The sequence below is a fragment of the Rhizobium sp. BR 314 genome, assembly GCF_047445805.1.
GTDB lineage: Bacteria > Pseudomonadota > Alphaproteobacteria > Rhizobiales > Rhizobiaceae > Rhizobium > Rhizobium lusitanum_B.
Map to the genome: position 1 here is coordinate 1 of NZ_JARWLA010000045.1, position 15,876 is coordinate 15,876.

Sequence of the window (15,876 nt, forward strand, 5' to 3'; positions counted from 1 at the left end):
CGAAGGAAGAAGGCGGCCGTCATACGCCGTTCTTCACGAACTACCGTCCGCAGTTCTACTTCCGCACGACGGACGTGACGGGCATCGTGACGCTTCCGGAAGGCACGGAAATGGTTATGCCAGGCGACAACGTCACGGTTGCCGTTGAGCTGATCGTTCCGATCGCGATGGAAGAAAAGCTTCGCTTCGCTATCCGCGAAGGCGGCCGTACCGTCGGCGCTGGCATCGTTGCATCCATCGTCGAGTAATTCGAAGCCGGTCACTCCACCGGAGTGGCCGATTTGATGACAATATTATGATGCAAGCGGCAGTAGCCGCTTGCTTATGACATGGAAATGTTGCAAATGGCGCGCGAGCGTGATTTGCGCTCTGCTTCGGATGACGAAGCGGGCAGTGAAATTAACAATAAGGTGGACCGAAAGGTCTAGCAGAGTGGATGGGGATGCCGCAGCCGGCGTCCCTCTCGATCTTTGAAACCGGTGGTCCGCCTTAGGAAAAAGAACAATCCGTGCCTGTTTTTTGAACGGCACGCGAGATAACAAAACACAAGGATAACGTCGAATGAACGGCCAAAATATCCGCATTCGCCTGAAGGCGTTCGATCACCGGATTCTCGATGCTTCCACGCGCGAGATCGTGTCGACGGCGAAGCGCACCGGTGCTAGCGTCCGGGGCCCCGTTCCGCTTCCGACCCGTATCGAGAAGTTCACGGTTAACCGGTCCCCACACATCGACAAGAAGAGCCGCGAGCAGTTCGAGATGCGCACGCATAAGCGCCTCCTCGACATCGTTGACCCGACCCCGCAGACGGTAGACGCGCTGATGAAGCTCGATCTCGCCGCCGGTGTCGATGTTGAGATCAAGCTCTGAGACCTGGTTCTCGAGCTGAGTGAGAAGGATTGAACCGATGCGTTCAGGTGTGATTGCACAGAAGGTGGGAATGACCCGGGTCTATAACGACGCCGGCGAGCATGTCCCGGTAACCGTATTGCGTTTGGATGGCTGCCAGGTCGTAGCCCAGCGCACAGTTGAAAAGAATGGCTACACCGCAGTTCAGCTGGGTGCCGGCCAGGCTAAAGTTAAGAACACGACGAAGGCCCTGCGCGGTCATTTCGCCGTCGCAAGCGTTGAGCCGAAGGCCAAGCTCGTTGAATTCCGTGTTACGGACGACAACCTGCTTGAAGTCGGCACCGAGCTTAAGGCTGCTCACTTCACGGCGGGTCAGCTCGTCGACGTGACCGGCACGACGATCGGTAAGGGTTTTGCCGGCGCTATGAAGCGTCACGGCTTCGGCGGTCTGCGTGCTACGCACGGTGTGTCGGTTTCGCACCGCTCGCACGGTTCGACCGGCTCGCGCCAGGACCCCGGCAAGGTGTTCAAGAACAAGAAGATGGCTGGTCACATGGGCCAGACGCGCGTGACGACGCAGAACCTTGAAGTGGTTTCGACCGATGAAGATCGCGGTCTGATCCTCGTCAAGGGTGCGGTTCCCGGCTCCAAGGGCGCCTGGATCATCGTGCGCGATGCCGTCAAGTCGGCAGCGAAGTAAGGGAGCCAAACCAATGGAATTGAACGTCAAGACCCTCGAGGGCAAAGACGCTGGGAAGGTTTCCCTTTCTGACGCGATTTTCGGCCTGGAGCCGCGTGAAGACATTCTCGCCCGCGTCATTCGCTGGCAGCTTGCCAAGAAGCAGCAGGGCACGCATCAGGCAAAGGGCCGCGCGGACGTAGCCCGCACCGGCGCCAAGATGTACAAGCAGAAGGGTACGGGCCGCGCTCGTCACCATTCGGCTCGCGCTCCGCAGTTCCGCGGCGGTGGTAAGGCTCACGGCCCGGTTACGCGCAGCCACGAGCACGATCTGCCGAAGAAGGTTCGCGCCCTCGGCCTGCGTCACGCTCTGTCTGCCAAGCTGAAGTCTGAAGACGTTATCGTCATCGACAGCCTGATTGCAGCTGATGCGAAGACCAAGGCTCTGGCCAGCACTTTCGAGACGCTTGGCCTGACCAACGCGCTGTTCATCGGCGGTGCCGAATTGGACAACAACTTCAAGCTCGCAGCCCAGAACATCCCGAACATCGATGTTCTGCCGGTTCAGGGCATCAACGTTTACGACATCCTGCGCCGTGGCAAGCTCGTCCTGTCCAAGGCCGCAGTTGAAGCTCTAGAGGAGCGATTCAAGTGACGGATCTTCGCCATTACGATGTGATCGTTTCTCCTGCGATCACCGAAAAGTCCACCCTGCTTTCGGACAACAACCAGGTTGTTTTCAACGTTGCCAAGACCGCGACGAAGCCTGAAATCAAGGCTGCCGTCGAAGCGCTGTTCGGCGTCAAGGTTACGGCCGTTAACACCCTGCTGCGCCTGGGCAAGACCAAGCGGTTCAAAGGTCTCGTCGGCAAGCAGAAGGACGTGAAGAAGGCTATCGTGACACTCGCCGAAGGCCAGTCGATCGACGTCTCCACCGGTCTCTGAGGAATAAGAAAATGGCATTGAAAACATTCAATCCGACGACCCCGAGCCAGCGTCAGCTGGTCATCGTCGATCGCTCCTCGCTCTACAAGGGCAAGCCGGTCAAGACGCTGACGGAAGGCCTGACCTCCAAGGGCGGCCGTAACAACACCGGTCGCATCACCGTGCGTTTCCAGGGTGGCGGTCATAAGCGCAGCTATCGTCTGGTCGACTTCAAGCGTCGCAAGTTCGACGTTGAAGCAACCGTCGAGCGTATCGAATACGACCCGAACCGTACCGCTTACATCGCTCTGGTGAAGTACGCGGACGGCGAATTGGCCTACATCCTCGCTCCGCAGCGCCTCGCTTCCGGCGACAAGGTCATTGCTTCGGAAAAGGCTGTCGACGTAAAGCCCGGCAACACCATGCCGCTGCAATTCATCCCGGTCGGCTCCATCATCCATAACGTGGAAATGAAGCCGGGCAAGGGCGGTCAGATCGCTCGCTCCGCCGGTTCCTACGCGCAGCTCGTTGGTCGCGACCAGGGTATGGCGATCCTTCGCCTCAACTCCGGCGAACAGCGCCTCGTACACGGCACCTGCCTTGCAACGATCGGTGCGGTTTCGAACCCGGATCATGCCAACATCAACGACGGTAAGGCCGGTCGTTCGCGTTGGCGTGGCAAGAAGCCGCATAACCGCGGCGTCGTCATGAACCCGGTCGACCATCCGCACGGCGGTGGTGAAGGCCGCACCTCTGGTGGTCGCCATCCGGTGACCCCATGGGGCAAGCCGACCAAGGGCAAGCGTACGCGGTCGAACAAGTCGACCGACAAGATGATCATGCGCTCGCGCCATCAGCGCAAGAAGTAAGAGAGGAAGTCTCAAGTGGCTCGTTCAGTATGGAAAGGTCCGTTTGTTGACGGCTATCTTCTCAAGAAGGCTGAGAAGGTGCGTGAAGGCGGACGTAACGAAGTAATCAAGATGTGGAGCCGTCGCTCCACCATCATGCCGCAGTTCGTTGGTCTCACCTTTGGTGTTTACAACGGCAGCAAGCATATTCCGGTCAGCGTCAATGAAGACATGGTCGGACACAAGTTCGGCGAGTTCGCCCCGACCCGTACCTATTATGGTCACGGTGCGGACAAGAAGGCGAAGAGGAAGTAACAATGGGCAAGGCAAAAACCGAACGCCGGCTGAAGGACAATGAGGCGCAGGCAGTTGCGCGCACGCTCCGTGTCAGCCCGCAGAAGCTCAACCTGGTTGCGGCACAGATCCGCGGCAAGAAGGTTGACCGCGCGCTCGCAGAGCTGGAATTCTCGCGCAAGCGCATTGCTGGCGCTGTGAAGAAGACGCTCGAATCTGCGATCGCCAACGCAGAAAACAACCACGATCTCGACGTTGACTCGCTGGTCGTAGCGGAAGCTTACGTTGGCAAGTCGATCGTCATGAAGCGTTTCCACGCTCGTGGCCGTGGCCGTGCGTCTCGTATCGAGCGTCCGTTCGCCCACTTGACGATCGTCGTTCGTGAAGTTGAAGCTCAAGAGGAGGCCGCATAATGGGTCAGAAAATCAATCCAATCGGTTTTCGTCTTGGCATCAACCGCACTTGGGATAGCCGCTGGTTTGCGGACAATGCCGAGTACGGTCAGCTTCTTCACGAAGATCTTAAGATGCGTAAGTTCGTCATGAACGAACTGAAGCAGGCTGGTATCTCGAAGGTCGTCATCGAACGTCCGCACAAGAAGTGCCGCGTCACGATCCACTCGGCTCGCCCGGGTCTGATCATCGGCAAAAAGGGTGCAGACATCGATAAGCTCCGCAAGAAGCTGTCGGACATGACGAATTCCGAAACGCACCTCAACATCGTTGAAGTTCGCAAGCCGGAAATCGACGCGACGCTGGTTGCCCAGTCGATCGCTCAGCAGCTCGAGCGCCGCGTTGCTTTCCGTCGCGCCATGAAGCGCGCCGTTCAGTCCGCGATGCGTCTTGGCGCCGAAGGCATCAAGATCACCTGCGCCGGCCGTCTTGGCGGTGCGGAAATCGCTCGTACGGAATGGTACCGCGAAGGCCGTGTGCCGCTGCATACGCTGCGCGCCGACATCGATTACGGTACGGCTGAAGCAGAAACCGCTTTCGGCATCTGCGGCATCAAGGTTTGGATCTTCAAGGGCGAAATCCTTGAGCACGATCCGATGGCCTCCGAACGCCGTGCGCTCGAGGGCGACGCCCAGGGTCCGGCTAGCCGCGATCGCGATAGAGACCGTCGCCGCGACAACGCTTGATAGCGTACGTGGCAGATAAGTTCGGAGAATAAGAAAATGTTGCAGCCAAAGCGTACGAAGTACCGCAAGCAATTTAAGGGCCGCATCAAGGGCGTTGCCAAGGGTGGTTCTGACCTGGCGTTCGGCGAATTCGGTTTGAAGTCGCAGGAGCCTAACCGCGTTAACGCTCGTGAGATCGAAGCAGCTCGTCGCGCGATCACGCGCCACATGAAGCGTGCCGGCCGTGTGTGGATCCGCGTGTTCCCGGATGTTCCGGTAACCGCAAAGCCTACCGAAGTCCGTATGGGTAAAGGTAAGGGTTCCGTGGAATACTGGGCATGCAAGGTCAAGCCCGGCCGCATGATGTTCGAGATCGACGGTGTGAGCGAAGAAATCGCTCGTGAGGCTCTTCGCCTCGGCGCTGCCAAGCTCTCGGTCAAGACGCGCTTCGTTCAGCGCATTGCAGAGTAAGGAAGAAGCTCATGAAAGCCGCAGATGTTCGCGCCCTGAGCGCCGACCAACTCAAGGACGAGCTTGCCAAGCTGAAGAAGGAGCAGTTCAACCTGCGCTTTCAGAAGGCGACCGGCCAGCTTGAAAAGTCCTCGCGCATCAACGAAGTCCGTAAGGACATCGCTCGCGTAAAAACCATTGCCCGCCAGAAGGCGGCAGAAGCAAAGGCCTAAAGGAAAAATAACATGCCGAAGCGCATTCTGCAGGGCGTCGTGGTCAGCGACAAGAACGAGAAGACTGTAGTAGTTCGCGTTGAGCGTCGATTCGCTCACCCGCTGCTCCAGAAGACTGTTCGTCGTTCCAAGAAGTACAAGGCTCACGACGAGAACAATCAGTACAAGGTCGGCGACGTCGTTTCCATCGAGGAATGCGCGCCGATTTCCAAGGACAAGAGCTGGACGGTCATTTCCGCCCAGTCCAAGTAACAGAATTTCGCTCAGGCCCTTGCGCTTGGGCGAAATATCTGTATGAAGCACGAGCTTGGAAGCAGGACGCTCGCGTACGGGCGTTCTTTTGCTTTATTGATGACCGGCGACGGCGACCGCATGCGGTTCCCGAAGCTTTAAAATCAGACAAGACACTAGTTCATAAGCCGGGGTAGGGGGTCGGTTGACCCAACCATTCCGGTAACAACAAGAAGGCGACCTGACATGATTCAGATGCAAACAAACCTCGACGTGGCGGATAATTCCGGCGCACGTCGTGTCATGTGCATCAAGGTGCTGGGCGGCTCGAAGCGCAAGTACGCTTCTATCGGCGACGTCATCGTCGTTTCGATCAAGGAAGCTATTCCGCGCGGCCGTGTGAAGAAGGGTGATGTGATGAAGGCGGTTGTCGTTCGTACCGCCAAGGACATCCGTCGTCCGGATGGCAGCGTCATCCGCTTCGATACCAACGCAGCAGTCCTCATCGACAACAAGAAAGAGCCGATCGGCACCCGTATCTTCGGACCGGTTCCGCGCGAACTTCGCGCCAAGAACCACATGAAGATCATCTCGCTGGCTCCAGAAGTACTGTAAGGAGCGGAGCGATGCAGAAGATCCGTAAAGGCGACAAGGTCGTCGTATTGACCGGTAAGGACAAGGGCCGCACCGGCGAAGTTATTCAAGTGCTGCCGAAGGAAGACCGTGCGGTCGTTCGTGGCGTCAACGTCGTAAAGCGCCATCAGCGCCAGACGCAGAGCCAGGAAGCCGGCATCATCAGCAAGGAAGCCCCGCTTCACCTGTCCAACATTGCTGTCGTCGACAAGGACGGCAAGCCGACCCGCGTCGGTTTCAAGGTTGTGGATGGTAAGAAGGTCCGTGTGGCCAAGACCTCTGGAGAAGTGATCGATGGCTGAGGCAAAGTACGAGCCGCGGCTCAAGAAGGAATACGTCGCTCGCATCCGTGCGGCCATGCTGGAGAAGTTCTCCTACGCCAACGAGATGCAGATTCCGAAGCTGGACAAGATCGTGATCAACATGGGCGTCGGCGAAGCAACGGCTGATTCGAAGAAGCCGACTGTTGCTGCTGCCGATCTCGCGGCGATCGCTGGTCAGAAGCCGGTCATCACGCGCGCACGCAACTCCATCGCTGGCTTCAAGGTCCGCGAAAACATGCCGATCGGCGCGAAGGTCACCCTGCGCGGCGCCCGCATGTACGAGTTCCTGGATCGCCTGGTCAACATCGCGCTTCCGCGCGTTCGCGACTTCCGCGGCCTGAACCCGAAGAGCTTTGACGGTCGTGGCAATTTCGCCATGGGCATCAAGGAGCACATTGTGTTCCCTGAGATCAACTACGATAAGGTTGATCAGATGTGGGGCATGGACATCATCGTTTGCACGACGGCAAACACGGACGACGAAGCACGGGCTCTTCTGAAAGAGTTCAACTTCCCGTTCCGTCAGTAACCGTAACGACGAGCGTAGAAAAGGAAACCTGATATGGCGAAGACAAGCGCAGTTGAAAAGAACAAGCGCCGCCGCAGTACGGTTGCTAACCAGGCTGCGAAGCGCGCTGCCCTGAAGGCAATCATCATGAACCAGTCTCTTTCGATCGAAGACCGGTTCAAGGCTACCCTGAAGCTGGCATCGCTCCCGCGCGATGGATCGAAGACCCGCATTCGCAACCGTTGCGAAGTATCGGGCCGTCCGCGCGCCTATTACCGCAAGCTGCGCATGTCGCGTATCGCGCTGCGTGAACTGGGCAACCTCGGCAAGGTGCCGGGCATTGTCAAGTCGAGCTGGTAAGGAGCAGATTAGATGACCATGACTGATCCTTTGGGCGATATGCTCACCCGCATCCGCAATGGTGCTTCGCGCCGCAAGTCGTCGGTTTCGACGCCTGCGTCCAAGCTCCGTGCGCGCGTTCTCGATGTTCTGCAGGCTGAAGGCTACATCCGTGGCTACTCCGTCGTCGATTTCGGCAACGGCAAGTCTGAGCTCAACATCGAGCTGAAGTACTACGAAGGCTCGTCGGTGATCCGTGAGATCGGCCGCGTGTCTAAGCCGGGCCGCCGAGTTTATGTCTCGGTTAAGTCCATTCCGCAGGTCGCGAACGGTCTCGGCATTACTATCCTTTCGACTCCGAAGGGTGTGATGGCTGATCACCAGGCTCGTGAACAGAATGTTGGTGGCGAGGTTCTCTGCTCGGTCTTCTAAGATCGAATAGAGATCTCCTTCGAAACAGACAGGTTTGAAAAATGTCTCGTATCGGTAAAAAGCCCGTTCAGGTGCCTGCAGGGATCACGGCCACGGTTGATGGCCAAAAAGTGACTGCCAAGGGCCCCAAGGGCGAGCTGTTTTTCGTCGCTAACGACGAAATCGGTCTCAAGCTGGAAAACAATGCAATTGTCGTAACGCCGCTTAACGACTCCAAGGGCGCTCGTTCAAAGTGGGGCATGTCCCGCACGATGATCGAGAACATCCTGAAGGGTGTTAAGGACGGCTACGAGCGTAAGCTCGAAATCAACGGCGTCGGCTATCGTGCGACCATGCAGGGCAAGAACCTGCAGCTGGCGCTCGGCTTCAGCCACGACGTGGTTTATGAGCCGCCGCAGGGCATCACGATCGCTGTGCCGAAGCCGACGGAAATCGTCGTCACCGGCATCAACAAGCAGCAGGTCGGCCAGGTTGCAGCTGAAATCCGCGAATACCGCGGTCCCGAGCCTTACAAGGGCAAGGGTGTTAAGTATGCCGAAGAGCGGATCATCCGCAAAGAAGGCAAGAAGAAGTAAGGATCACGCGAAATGGCTAGCAGGAAAGAAGCACTTGCGCGTCGCGCCAACCGCGTGCGCCGTCAAATCAAGTCGGTGGCCAACGGCCGTCCGCGCCTGTCGGTTCATCGCTCGTCGAAGAACATCTACGCCCAGGTCATCGATGACGTGGCTGGCAAGACCCTCGCGGCTGCCTCCACGCTCGACAAGGATCTGCGCGGTTCTCTGAAGACCGGTGCCGATACCGCTGCCGCAGCTCTGGTTGGCAAGCTCGTTGCTGAGCGCGCATCCAAGGCAGGCGTGAAGGAAGTCGTGTTCGATCGCGGCGCCTTCATCTATCACGGCCGCATCAAGGCTCTCGCCGAAGCGGCTCGCGAAGGCGGCCTGACCTTCTGATCAAGTTTCCGGCCGGTAGCCAACAGGCGCCGGCCGGATTTCACCGGACCGCAAATCTCCCTTCGGAGGTTGATGCGGTCTTCGTTTTGTTTGCCCGTTGCACCCGGAAAAGAAAAAGGAAGAGGACAATGGCACAGGAAAAGAGGGCTCCGCGGGAAGACCGCCAGAGCCGTGAAGAGCGCGATAGCGAATTCGTCGACAAGCTGGTCGCGATTAACCGCGTCGCCAAGGTTGTGAAGGGTGGTCGCCGTTTCGGTTTCGCCGCTCTCGTCGTCGTCGGCGATCAGAAGGGCCGCGTCGGCTTTGGTCACGGCAAGGCACGCGAAGTGCCGGAAGCGATCCGCAAGGCAACCGAAAGCGCCAAGCGCGACATGATCTTCGTACCGCTGCGTGACGGCCGTACGCTGCATCACGACGTCCACGGCCGTCATGGCGCCGGCAAGGTTCTGCTGCGCTCGGCAAAGGTCGGTACCGGTATCATCGCCGGCGGTCCGATGCGCGCCGTTTTCGAAACGCTCGGCGTTCATGACGTCGTTGCCAAGTCGACCGGTTCGTCGAACCCATACAACATGGTTCGCGCCACGTTCGACGCCCTGAAGCACCAGGTTCACCCGAAGGACATCGCAGCTCAGCGTGGCATCAAGTATGCTACCCTGCAGGCTCGTCGCGCCGCTTCGGGCAACGCCTCCGAAGAATAAGGGAGTTTGACCTATGGCCAAGACGACCAAGAAGGCTGAAGCTAAGGCGACCGTTACGGTCGAGCAGGTTGGCAGCCCGATCCGCCGTCCGGATGTTCAGCAGAAGACGCTGATCGGTCTCGGACTGAACAAGATGCACCGTCGCCGCACGCTGGAAGATACCCCGGCTGTTCGTGGCATGATCCGTGCTGTCCAGCATCTCGTTCGCATCGTCGACGAGAAGTGAGCCGGAGGTAATTCGCTATGAAACTGAATGAGATCAAGGATAACGAAGGCTCGACCCACAGCCGCAAGCGCCTCGGCCGCGGCATCGGCTCCGGCTCCGGTAAGACCGGTGGCCGTGGTGTAAAGGGTCAGAAGTCCCGTTCGGGCGTTGCGATCAACGGCTTTGAAGGCGGTCAGATGCCCATCTACCGTCGCCTGCCGAAGCGCGGCTTCACCAACATCTTCGCTGCTGACTACGTTGTCGTATCGCTGGAGCGCATCCAGGCTGCCGTCGATGCCGGCAAGCTCGATGCCAAGAACACCATCGATGCTGCTGCCCTCAAGGCTGCTGGCGTGATTCGCCGCGTCAAGGACGGCGTTCGAGTTCTCTCGGACGGCGAACTGAAGGCGAAGGTAACGCTTGAAGTTGCAGGCGCTTCCAAGTCTGCTGTTGAAAAGATCGAGAAGGCCGGCGGTTCCGTCAAGCTGCTCGCATCTGTCGCAGAATAATATGATCAATAATCGCCCGAGGTGCTTCACTTCGGGCGATTTTGCTCCCATATGTGAGCCTCACGAACCTGAACGATGCGGCAGTGTCTTTCCGGTCTATAACGGGAACCAAGGGTGAGGCGTCCGATTGCATCGCAATCCGTCCAAAGCCCGGCTTTTGAACAATTTATTTACTGATTCCGGCCCCGGCCGATTATGCCGGAATTGGTAATGCGGAGATTTGCATGGCTTCTGCAGCGGAACAATTGGCGTCCAATCTCAATTTTTCGACCTTTGCCAAGGCCGAGGATCTCAAGAAGCGCCTGTGGTTTACGCTCGGCGCTCTCCTCGTTTATCGGCTCGGTACACATATTCCGCTTCCAGGTTTGAATCCTGCTGCCTACGCCCAGGCTTTCCATAACCAGTCGGGCGGCATTCTCGGCCTCTTCAACATGTTCTCGGGCGGCGCTGTACAGCGCATGGCAATTTTCGCGCTCGGTATCATGCCTTATATTTCGGCCTCGATCATCGTTCAGCTGATGACGTCGGTCGTCCCGTCGCTCGAAAACCTGAAGAAGGAAGGCGAGCAGGGCCGTAAGATCATCAATCAGTACACCCGCTACGGCACCGTTTTGCTCGGCGCGTTGCAGGCCTACGGCATTGCGATCGGCCTTGAGCATGGCAACGGCGTTGTGGTCGATCCGGGCTGGTTCTTCCGCATTTCCACCGTCATTACGCTGCTCGGCGGCACGATGTTCCTGATGTGGCTCGGCGAGCAGGTGACCTCGCGCGGTATCGGCAACGGTATCTCGTTGATCATCTTCGCCGGCATTGCCGCCGGTCTTCCGACCGCTCTTGCCGGCACGCTCGAACTCGGCCGTACCGGTGCTCTGTCGACGGGTCTGATTCTTGCCGTTCTGGTGGTCGCCGTTCTGGTCATCGCTCTCATCGTCTTCGTAGAGCGCGCCCAACGTCGCCTTCTGATCCAGTATCCGAAGCGTCAGGTAGGCACCCGCATGTTCCAGGGCGACACGTCGCACCTGCCGCTGAAGCTCAACACCTCGGGCGTTATCCCGGCGATCTTCGCATCGTCGCTGCTCCTGCTGCCGGCAACGGTCGCCGGTCTCGGCAACAACACCGCGCTTCCGACCTGGGTCACCTCGATCGTCGCGGCGTTGGGTCATGGCCAACCCGTCTACATGGTGTTCTACGCGGCGCTGATTGCTTTCTTCGCCTTCTTCTACACTGCGCTGGTCTTCAATCCGAAGGACACGGCCGACAATCTGAAGAAGCATGGCGGCTTCATTCCAGGCATCCGTCCGGGTGAGCGCACCGCCGAATATATTGATTATGTGCTGACCCGCATTACGGTCATCGGCGCGATCTATCTCGTCTTCGTCTGCATCCTGCCCGAAATTCTCGTGTCTCAGACCGGTATTCCCTTGTCTCTGGGTGGCACTTCGCTTCTGATCGTGGTTAGCGTAACGCTGGATACGGTGGCGCAGATTCAGGGTCACCTGATCGCACAGCAATATGAAGGCCTGATCAAGAAATCGAAGTTGCGTGGAGGAAAGAGGGGGCGATGAGACTCATACTTTTAGGGCCACCGGGTGCAGGTAAGGGGACCCAGGCCCAGCGTATCGTGGAGAAGCACGGCATTCCTCAGCTCTCCACAGGTGATATGCTGCGTGCGGCCGTTCAGGCTGGTACGGAAGTTGGCAAGCGCGCCAAGGCCGTCATGGATGCTGGCAAGCTCGTCTCCGACGAGATCGTCAATGCGATCGTTTCTGAGCGCATTGATCAGCCGGATTGCGCCAGGGGTTTCATCCTGGACGGCTTTCCGCGTACTTTGGTACAGGCTGATGCCACCGAGCAGATGCTCGACGCAAAGGGGTTGGAGCTTTCCGTCGTCATCGAGCTGAAGGTTGATGACGCCGAGCTGATTCGCCGCGTCTCCGGCCGTTATTCCTGCTCGAACTGCGGCAGCGTCTATCACGACACTGACAAGGTTCCGGCAACGGCGGGTGTCTGCGACAAATGCGGTTCGACGCATTTCAAGCGTCGGCCTGACGACAATGCCGAGACGATGGCGACGCGCCTCCAAGTCTACTACAAGGAGACCTCGCCGCTGATCGGATACTATTATGCCAAGGGCAAGTTGCAGAGCATCGACGGCATGGCCGATATCGAGCATGTGACTGATAGTATCGAAGCTATCCTGGCTAAGCTTTGAGTAGCCTAAAATAAACTGGCTGGAGCGGTTGCTTTTTTGCACTGATTCCGCTAAACACCGCGCCAACTCGCGACATGCTATGCGATCGGCGCGGATTTCCAACGGGGAGGTCCGGCACGGTCGTTTTGACATGTTACGGACTCACATCGAACAAGCAGCTCCCGGGCTGCATAACAAGACCCTTTGCTAAGGCAAAAGGAATGCAAGGAGAACAGGCGTGGCTCGTATCGCTGGCGTCAACATCCCGACTGCAAAGCGCGTAGTTATTGCGCTTCGTTACATTCACGGGATCGGACCGAAGTTTGCACAGGAAATCTGCGAGAAGGTCGGTATCCCGGCCGAGCGTCGCGTCAACCAGTTGACGGATGCTGAGGTTCTGCAGATCCGCGAAACCATCGACCGTGACTATCAGGTCGAAGGTGATCTGCGTCGCGAAACCGCGATGAACATCAAGCGTCTGATGGACTTGGGGTCTTACCGTGGCCTGCGTCATCGTCGCGGCCTGCCGGTTCGCGGTCAGCGCACCCACACCAATGCTCGTACCCGCAAGGGTCCGGCAAAGGCGATCGCTGGTAAGAAGAAGTAATTTCCGGGAAGCCGGAGGTGGGAGGCTGGCGGTCCGCCGGCCTCTTTTGAGTTTGAAGCGGCGCTCAATGAGTGTCGTTTCGGTGTAGCCGCTGGCATTACGGCGGTGCAGAGATCCAAGAAAGGACTAACATGGCCAAGGAAGCCGTACGCGTTCGTCGTCGCGAGCGTAAAAATATCACGTCGGGCGTCGCACACGTCAACTCGACCTTCAACAACACGATGATCACCATCACCGACGCACAGGGCAACGCCATTGCCTGGTCGTCCGCTGGTGCCAAGGGCTTCAAGGGTTCGCGCAAGTCGACCCCGTTCGCTGCCCAGATCGCCGCTGAAGACTGCGCCAAGAAGGCACAGGAGCACGGCATGAAGTCGTTGGAAGTTGAAGTTTGCGGTCCGGGCTCCGGTCGTGAATCCGCTCTGCGCGCGCTCCAGGCTGCTGGTTTCATGATCACGTCGATCCGCGATGTGACCCCGATCCCGCACAATGGTTGCCGCCCGCGCAAGAAGCGTCGCGTCTGATCATCGCCACTCACGACACCGGCCGGGGTAGATGCGCCCGGCTTGGTGTTACTCAAGCTCGGTTGTCACGATTGGATGGTGACAACGAACGGAAGGCAAAAATATGATTCAGAAAAACTGGCAGGAACTGATCAAGCCCAACAAGGTCGAGTTCACCTCGAGCGGCCGCACCAAGGCAACGCTCGTGGCCGAACCGCTGGAGCGTGGCTTCGGTCTTACCCTCGGCAACGCGCTGCGCCGCGTTCTGCTGTCTTCTCTGCGCGGTGCCGCTGTAACGGCCGTGCAGATCGACGGCGTGCTGCATGAGTTCTCCTCTATCCCGGGCGTCCGGGAAGACGTGACGGACATCGTGCTGAACATCAAGGAAATCGCCATCAAGATGGACGGCGATGACAGCAAGCGCATGGTCGTGCGCAAGCAGGGCCCAGGCGTTGTAACGGCTGGCGACATCCAGACGGTCGGCGATATCGAAATCCTCAACCCCGAGCATGTCATCTGCACGCTCGACGAGGGTGCCGAAATCCGCATGGAATTCACCGTCAATAACGGCAAGGGCTATGTCCCGGCCGAGCGTAATCGTGCGGAAGATGCTCCGATCGGTCTCATCCCGGTCGACAGCCTTTATTCGCCGGTCAAGAAGGTGTCCTACAAGGTTGAAAATACCCGCGAAGGACAGGTTCTCGACTACGACAAGCTGAGCATGTCGATCGAAACCGACGGTTCGATCAGCGGTGAAGATGCAGTCGCTTTCGCGGCCCGCATCCTTCAGGATCAGCTTGGCGTGTTCGTCAACTTCGACGAGCCGCAGAAGGAAACCGAAGAGGAAGCAGTTACCGAACTGGCTTTCAACCCGGCGCTCCTCAAGAAGGTGGACGAGCTCGAACTGTCAGTTCGTTCGGCAAACTGCCTGAAGAACGACAACATCGTCTACATCGGCGACCTCATTCAGAAGACCGAAGCAGAAATGCTCCGCACGCCGAATTTTGGTCGCAAGTCGCTGAACGAAATCAAGGAAGTTCTCGCTTCCATGGGCCTGCACCTCGGCATGGAAGTGCCGGCATGGCCGCCCGAGAACATCGAAGATCTCGCAAAGCGCTACGAAGACCAATACTAAGGCCGCAAGCGCTCCAAGGAGCGCTTAAAGCTGGCCTTAGGATTTTGAATTGCGCATGTACCTTTTCGCTCGGCCGAGCGGGACATGCGCTCGTTTCAAACGGCAGGCGAGTAAGTGCCTGCAAGTGAAGGAGAATAGCAATGCGCCACGGTAAAGCCGGCCGCAAGCTGAATAGAACCGCTAGCCACCGTAAGGCGATGTTCGCCAACATGGCAGCTTCGCTCATCACCCATGAGCAGATCGTCACCACACTCCCGAAGGCGAAGGAAATTCGTCCGATCGTCGAGAAGCTGGTTACCCTCGGCAAGCGCGGCGACCTGCACGCTCGTCGTCAAGCCATCTCGCAGATCCGCGACGCTGTTGTCGTCGCCAAGCTGTTCGACGCGATTGCAACGCGCTACGCTACCCGCAACGGCGGCTACCTGCGCATCATGAAGGCCGGTTTCCGCCAGGGCGACAATGCCGCTCTCGCAGTTGTCGAGTTCGTCGATCGCGATACCTCTGCCAAGGGCGCAGCCGACAAGGCTCGCGTTGCCGCTGAGGAAGAAGCTGCCGCCGCGTAAGGCCAGCTTCGGATAAGATATGAAGGCCGGATGAGTGATCGTCCGGCCTTTTTTGTTTGCAGCGTAGAAGCGGTGGCTCGTTCCCGCTGTTGCGAGAGAGGCAGCATTGCACGCTGGGGTGATACGCCGATTGTCTGTAGAGGGTGGTACTACAGCATCGGTCCGAAAATCGGCATCGATTTTCGGAAAGCTTGATGCGTAGATTCAAAGAGATAGAGCGTCTTTGTGCTTCCGAAAGGGAGCACGACGCTCTAGGTGTGAGGCGGGACATGATACGCAGAAGAATATCACCGTTTCTGGCGTGCCTGCTGACCATCGCTTTTGGCCTCGTGCTCAGGCGGTTCGGATATGCCGTTCATTTGCCGTTCGAGATCGTCAAAAATGGTGGTTCGATATTGTGGGGAGCCATGGTCTACTGGCTGCTGGTCACGGCCTTGCCCGGCGCGCGCCGTATCACGACCACCTCAGCGGCGATGATCGTCGCCGCGCTTATCGAATTTTCCAGGCTTTGGCACACGCCCGCGTTGGATGCATTTCGATTGACCACGGCCGGAGCCTTGTTGCTGGGGCGAGTATTCTCGCCCTGGAACATTCTGGCATATGCAATCGGTATCGCGGCAGCTTTCGCGCTGGATTGGGCGCTGTCGAAGCGGTGACG

28 protein-coding genes and 1 pseudogene are annotated in these 15,876 nt (G+C 58.2%); all 29 read left to right on the forward strand.

All coding sequences use genetic code 11. From position 1 onward, the window contains the following. Positions 1-248 (forward strand): annotated as a pseudogene (gene tuf / locus QD461_RS32350) (elongation factor Tu); the annotation flags it as partial. 313 nt (positions 249-561) lie between these two features. Next, entirely contained in the window at positions 562-870 is a 309-nt protein-coding gene (gene rpsJ / locus QD461_RS32355; protein ID WP_003547547.1) for a 30S ribosomal protein S10, read from the forward strand. A gap of 37 nt (positions 871-907) precedes the next feature. Beyond that, positions 908-1,549 carry a 50S ribosomal protein L3 gene (gene rplC / locus QD461_RS32360; RefSeq protein ID WP_004118384.1) on the forward strand — a complete coding sequence of 214 codons (642 nt, stop codon included), beginning with the start codon at positions 908-910 and terminating at the stop codon, positions 1,547-1,549. Positions 1,550-1,562: 13 nt separating this feature from the next. After that, on the forward strand, positions 1,563-2,183 hold the full coding sequence (rplD, locus tag QD461_RS32365; protein WP_184701936.1) for a 50S ribosomal protein L4: 621 nt from the start codon (positions 1,563-1,565) through the stop codon (positions 2,181-2,183). Continuing rightward, positions 2,180-2,473 carry a 50S ribosomal protein L23 gene (locus QD461_RS32370; protein WP_007690755.1) on the forward strand — a complete coding sequence of 98 codons (294 nt, stop codon included), beginning with the start codon at positions 2,180-2,182 and terminating at the stop codon, positions 2,471-2,473. Before rplD ends, QD461_RS32370 begins: the two co-directional genes overlap by 4 nt. A gap of 11 nt (positions 2,474-2,484) precedes the next feature. Continuing rightward, the gene (gene rplB, locus QD461_RS32375; protein ID WP_414091162.1) at positions 2,485-3,321 is read left to right on the forward strand and encodes a 50S ribosomal protein L2; all 837 of its coding nucleotides are present in this window, start codon (positions 2,485-2,487) and stop codon (positions 3,319-3,321) included. Positions 3,322-3,336: 15 nt separating this feature from the next. Beyond that, on the forward strand, positions 3,337-3,615 hold the full coding sequence (gene rpsS / locus QD461_RS32380; RefSeq protein WP_037199970.1) for a 30S ribosomal protein S19: 279 nt from the start codon (positions 3,337-3,339) through the stop codon (positions 3,613-3,615). Positions 3,616-3,617: 2 nt separating this feature from the next. Continuing rightward, positions 3,618-4,007, forward strand: coding sequence for a 50S ribosomal protein L22 (gene rplV, locus QD461_RS32385; protein WP_184701940.1), 390 nt, complete (start codon positions 3,618-3,620; stop codon positions 4,005-4,007). Then, positions 4,007-4,732: a 30S ribosomal protein S3 gene (gene rpsC, locus QD461_RS32390; protein WP_004118393.1), complete on the forward strand. Its 726-nt coding sequence runs from the start codon at positions 4,007-4,009 to the stop codon at positions 4,730-4,732. The genes rplV and rpsC overlap by 1 nt, the downstream gene beginning before the upstream one ends. A 36-nt stretch (positions 4,733-4,768) precedes the next feature. Next, a complete protein-coding gene (gene rplP, locus QD461_RS32395; protein WP_184701942.1) occupies positions 4,769-5,182 on the forward strand; it encodes a 50S ribosomal protein L16 in 414 nt (137 codons plus the stop codon). Between the two features lie 11 nt (positions 5,183-5,193). After that, on the forward strand, positions 5,194-5,394 hold the full coding sequence (gene rpmC, locus QD461_RS32400) for a 50S ribosomal protein L29 (protein ID WP_007690763.1): 201 nt from the start codon (positions 5,194-5,196) through the stop codon (positions 5,392-5,394). A gap of 12 nt (positions 5,395-5,406) precedes the next feature. Further along, positions 5,407-5,646, forward strand: coding sequence for a 30S ribosomal protein S17 (rpsQ, locus tag QD461_RS32405; protein WP_184701944.1), 240 nt, complete (start codon positions 5,407-5,409; stop codon positions 5,644-5,646). 225 nt (positions 5,647-5,871) lie between these two features. Further along, entirely contained in the window at positions 5,872-6,240 is a 369-nt protein-coding gene (rplN, locus tag QD461_RS32410) for a 50S ribosomal protein L14 (RefSeq protein WP_003573790.1), read from the forward strand. Between the two features lie 11 nt (positions 6,241-6,251). Further along, complete coding sequence (gene rplX / locus QD461_RS32415) at positions 6,252-6,560, forward strand: 50S ribosomal protein L24 (protein ID WP_184701946.1); 309 nt, start codon at positions 6,252-6,254, stop codon at positions 6,558-6,560. Then, positions 6,553-7,110, forward strand: coding sequence for a 50S ribosomal protein L5 (rplE, locus tag QD461_RS32420; RefSeq protein ID WP_184701948.1), 558 nt, complete (start codon positions 6,553-6,555; stop codon positions 7,108-7,110). The genes rplX and rplE overlap by 8 nt, the downstream gene beginning before the upstream one ends. Before the next feature lie 33 nt (positions 7,111-7,143). Next, positions 7,144-7,449 carry a 30S ribosomal protein S14 gene (gene rpsN / locus QD461_RS32425; RefSeq protein ID WP_414091163.1) on the forward strand — a complete coding sequence of 102 codons (306 nt, stop codon included), beginning with the start codon at positions 7,144-7,146 and terminating at the stop codon, positions 7,447-7,449. Positions 7,450-7,461: 12 nt separating this feature from the next. Then, complete coding sequence (gene rpsH / locus QD461_RS32430) at positions 7,462-7,860, forward strand: 30S ribosomal protein S8 (RefSeq protein ID WP_104822788.1); 399 nt, start codon at positions 7,462-7,464, stop codon at positions 7,858-7,860. A gap of 41 nt (positions 7,861-7,901) precedes the next feature. Then, a complete protein-coding gene (gene rplF, locus QD461_RS32435) occupies positions 7,902-8,435 on the forward strand; it encodes a 50S ribosomal protein L6 (protein WP_184701950.1) in 534 nt (177 codons plus the stop codon). A gap of 12 nt (positions 8,436-8,447) precedes the next feature. Then, on the forward strand, positions 8,448-8,810 hold the full coding sequence (gene rplR, locus QD461_RS32440) for a 50S ribosomal protein L18 (RefSeq protein ID WP_004118412.1): 363 nt from the start codon (positions 8,448-8,450) through the stop codon (positions 8,808-8,810). Positions 8,811-8,938: 128 nt separating this feature from the next. Then, the gene (gene rpsE, locus QD461_RS32445; RefSeq protein WP_004118414.1) at positions 8,939-9,508 is read left to right on the forward strand and encodes a 30S ribosomal protein S5; all 570 of its coding nucleotides are present in this window, start codon (positions 8,939-8,941) and stop codon (positions 9,506-9,508) included. A 13-nt stretch (positions 9,509-9,521) separates the two neighbouring features. After that, the gene (rpmD, locus tag QD461_RS32450) at positions 9,522-9,734 is read left to right on the forward strand and encodes a 50S ribosomal protein L30 (protein WP_004118415.1); all 213 of its coding nucleotides are present in this window, start codon (positions 9,522-9,524) and stop codon (positions 9,732-9,734) included. A gap of 17 nt (positions 9,735-9,751) precedes the next feature. Beyond that, positions 9,752-10,222 (forward strand): 50S ribosomal protein L15, encoded by a 471-nt coding sequence (rplO, locus tag QD461_RS32455; protein ID WP_092844941.1) that lies wholly within the window; start codon positions 9,752-9,754, stop codon positions 10,220-10,222. A 224-nt stretch (positions 10,223-10,446) separates the two neighbouring features. After that, positions 10,447-11,787, forward strand: a complete 1,341-nt coding sequence (secY, locus tag QD461_RS32460; RefSeq protein ID WP_184701952.1) for a preprotein translocase subunit SecY — start codon at positions 10,447-10,449, stop codon at positions 11,785-11,787. Continuing rightward, positions 11,784-12,434: an adenylate kinase gene (locus tag QD461_RS32465; RefSeq protein ID WP_414091164.1), complete on the forward strand. Its 651-nt coding sequence runs from the start codon at positions 11,784-11,786 to the stop codon at positions 12,432-12,434. Before secY ends, QD461_RS32465 begins: the two co-directional genes overlap by 4 nt. 217 nt (positions 12,435-12,651) lie before the next feature. Next, positions 12,652-13,020: a 30S ribosomal protein S13 gene (gene rpsM / locus QD461_RS32470; protein WP_004118424.1), complete on the forward strand. Its 369-nt coding sequence runs from the start codon at positions 12,652-12,654 to the stop codon at positions 13,018-13,020. Between the two features lie 131 nt (positions 13,021-13,151). After that, positions 13,152-13,541, forward strand: a complete 390-nt coding sequence (gene rpsK, locus QD461_RS32475) for a 30S ribosomal protein S11 (RefSeq protein ID WP_004118426.1) — start codon at positions 13,152-13,154, stop codon at positions 13,539-13,541. 103 nt (positions 13,542-13,644) lie between these two features. Beyond that, positions 13,645-14,655, forward strand: coding sequence for a DNA-directed RNA polymerase subunit alpha (locus QD461_RS32480; RefSeq protein WP_037152076.1), 1,011 nt, complete (start codon positions 13,645-13,647; stop codon positions 14,653-14,655). Positions 14,656-14,795: 140 nt separating this feature from the next. After that, positions 14,796-15,218, forward strand: coding sequence for a 50S ribosomal protein L17 (gene rplQ / locus QD461_RS32485; RefSeq protein ID WP_007690793.1), 423 nt, complete (start codon positions 14,796-14,798; stop codon positions 15,216-15,218). 269 nt (positions 15,219-15,487) lie between these two features. Further along, positions 15,488-15,874: a DUF2809 domain-containing protein gene (locus QD461_RS32490; protein WP_414091165.1), complete on the forward strand. Its 387-nt coding sequence runs from the start codon at positions 15,488-15,490 to the stop codon at positions 15,872-15,874. The last annotated feature ends 2 nt before the right edge of the window (positions 15,875-15,876 follow it).

What these genes read in the sequence shown, in the direction of transcription:
- rpsJ (WP_003547547.1), top strand. Translation starts at nt 562, where the DNA reads ATGAACGGCCAAAATATCCGCATTCGCCTGAAGGCGTTCGATCACCGG.
- rplC (WP_004118384.1), top strand. Translation starts at nt 908, where the DNA reads ATGCGTTCAGGTGTGATTGCACAGAAGGTGGGAATGACCCGGGTCTAT.
- rplD (WP_184701936.1), top strand. Translation starts at nt 1,563, where the DNA reads ATGGAATTGAACGTCAAGACCCTCGAGGGCAAAGACGCTGGGAAGGTT.
- rplB (WP_414091162.1), top strand. Translation starts at nt 2,485, where the DNA reads ATGGCATTGAAAACATTCAATCCGACGACCCCGAGCCAGCGTCAGCTG.
- rplV (WP_184701940.1), top strand. Translation starts at nt 3,618, where the DNA reads ATGGGCAAGGCAAAAACCGAACGCCGGCTGAAGGACAATGAGGCGCAG.
- rpsC (WP_004118393.1), top strand. Translation starts at nt 4,007, where the DNA reads ATGGGTCAGAAAATCAATCCAATCGGTTTTCGTCTTGGCATCAACCGC.
- rplP (WP_184701942.1), top strand. Translation starts at nt 4,769, where the DNA reads ATGTTGCAGCCAAAGCGTACGAAGTACCGCAAGCAATTTAAGGGCCGC.
- rpmC (WP_007690763.1), top strand. Translation starts at nt 5,194, where the DNA reads ATGAAAGCCGCAGATGTTCGCGCCCTGAGCGCCGACCAACTCAAGGAC.
- rpsQ (WP_184701944.1), top strand. Translation starts at nt 5,407, where the DNA reads ATGCCGAAGCGCATTCTGCAGGGCGTCGTGGTCAGCGACAAGAACGAG.
- rplN (WP_003573790.1), top strand. Translation starts at nt 5,872, where the DNA reads ATGATTCAGATGCAAACAAACCTCGACGTGGCGGATAATTCCGGCGCA.
- rplX (WP_184701946.1), top strand. Translation starts at nt 6,252, where the DNA reads ATGCAGAAGATCCGTAAAGGCGACAAGGTCGTCGTATTGACCGGTAAG.
- rplE (WP_184701948.1), top strand. Translation starts at nt 6,553, where the DNA reads ATGGCTGAGGCAAAGTACGAGCCGCGGCTCAAGAAGGAATACGTCGCT.
- rpsN (WP_414091163.1), top strand. Translation starts at nt 7,144, where the DNA reads ATGGCGAAGACAAGCGCAGTTGAAAAGAACAAGCGCCGCCGCAGTACG.
- rpsH (WP_104822788.1), top strand. Translation starts at nt 7,462, where the DNA reads ATGACCATGACTGATCCTTTGGGCGATATGCTCACCCGCATCCGCAAT.
- rplF (WP_184701950.1), top strand. Translation starts at nt 7,902, where the DNA reads ATGTCTCGTATCGGTAAAAAGCCCGTTCAGGTGCCTGCAGGGATCACG.
- rplR (WP_004118412.1), top strand. Translation starts at nt 8,448, where the DNA reads ATGGCTAGCAGGAAAGAAGCACTTGCGCGTCGCGCCAACCGCGTGCGC.
- rpsE (WP_004118414.1), top strand. Translation starts at nt 8,939, where the DNA reads ATGGCACAGGAAAAGAGGGCTCCGCGGGAAGACCGCCAGAGCCGTGAA.
- rpmD (WP_004118415.1), top strand. Translation starts at nt 9,522, where the DNA reads ATGGCCAAGACGACCAAGAAGGCTGAAGCTAAGGCGACCGTTACGGTC.
- rplO (WP_092844941.1), top strand. Translation starts at nt 9,752, where the DNA reads ATGAAACTGAATGAGATCAAGGATAACGAAGGCTCGACCCACAGCCGC.
- secY (WP_184701952.1), top strand. Translation starts at nt 10,447, where the DNA reads ATGGCTTCTGCAGCGGAACAATTGGCGTCCAATCTCAATTTTTCGACC.
- QD461_RS32465 (WP_414091164.1), top strand. Translation starts at nt 11,784, where the DNA reads ATGAGACTCATACTTTTAGGGCCACCGGGTGCAGGTAAGGGGACCCAG.
- rpsK (WP_004118426.1), top strand. Translation starts at nt 13,152, where the DNA reads ATGGCCAAGGAAGCCGTACGCGTTCGTCGTCGCGAGCGTAAAAATATC.
- QD461_RS32480 (WP_037152076.1), top strand. Translation starts at nt 13,645, where the DNA reads ATGATTCAGAAAAACTGGCAGGAACTGATCAAGCCCAACAAGGTCGAG.
- rplQ (WP_007690793.1), top strand. Translation starts at nt 14,796, where the DNA reads ATGCGCCACGGTAAAGCCGGCCGCAAGCTGAATAGAACCGCTAGCCAC.
- QD461_RS32490 (WP_414091165.1), top strand. Translation starts at nt 15,488, where the DNA reads ATGATACGCAGAAGAATATCACCGTTTCTGGCGTGCCTGCTGACCATC.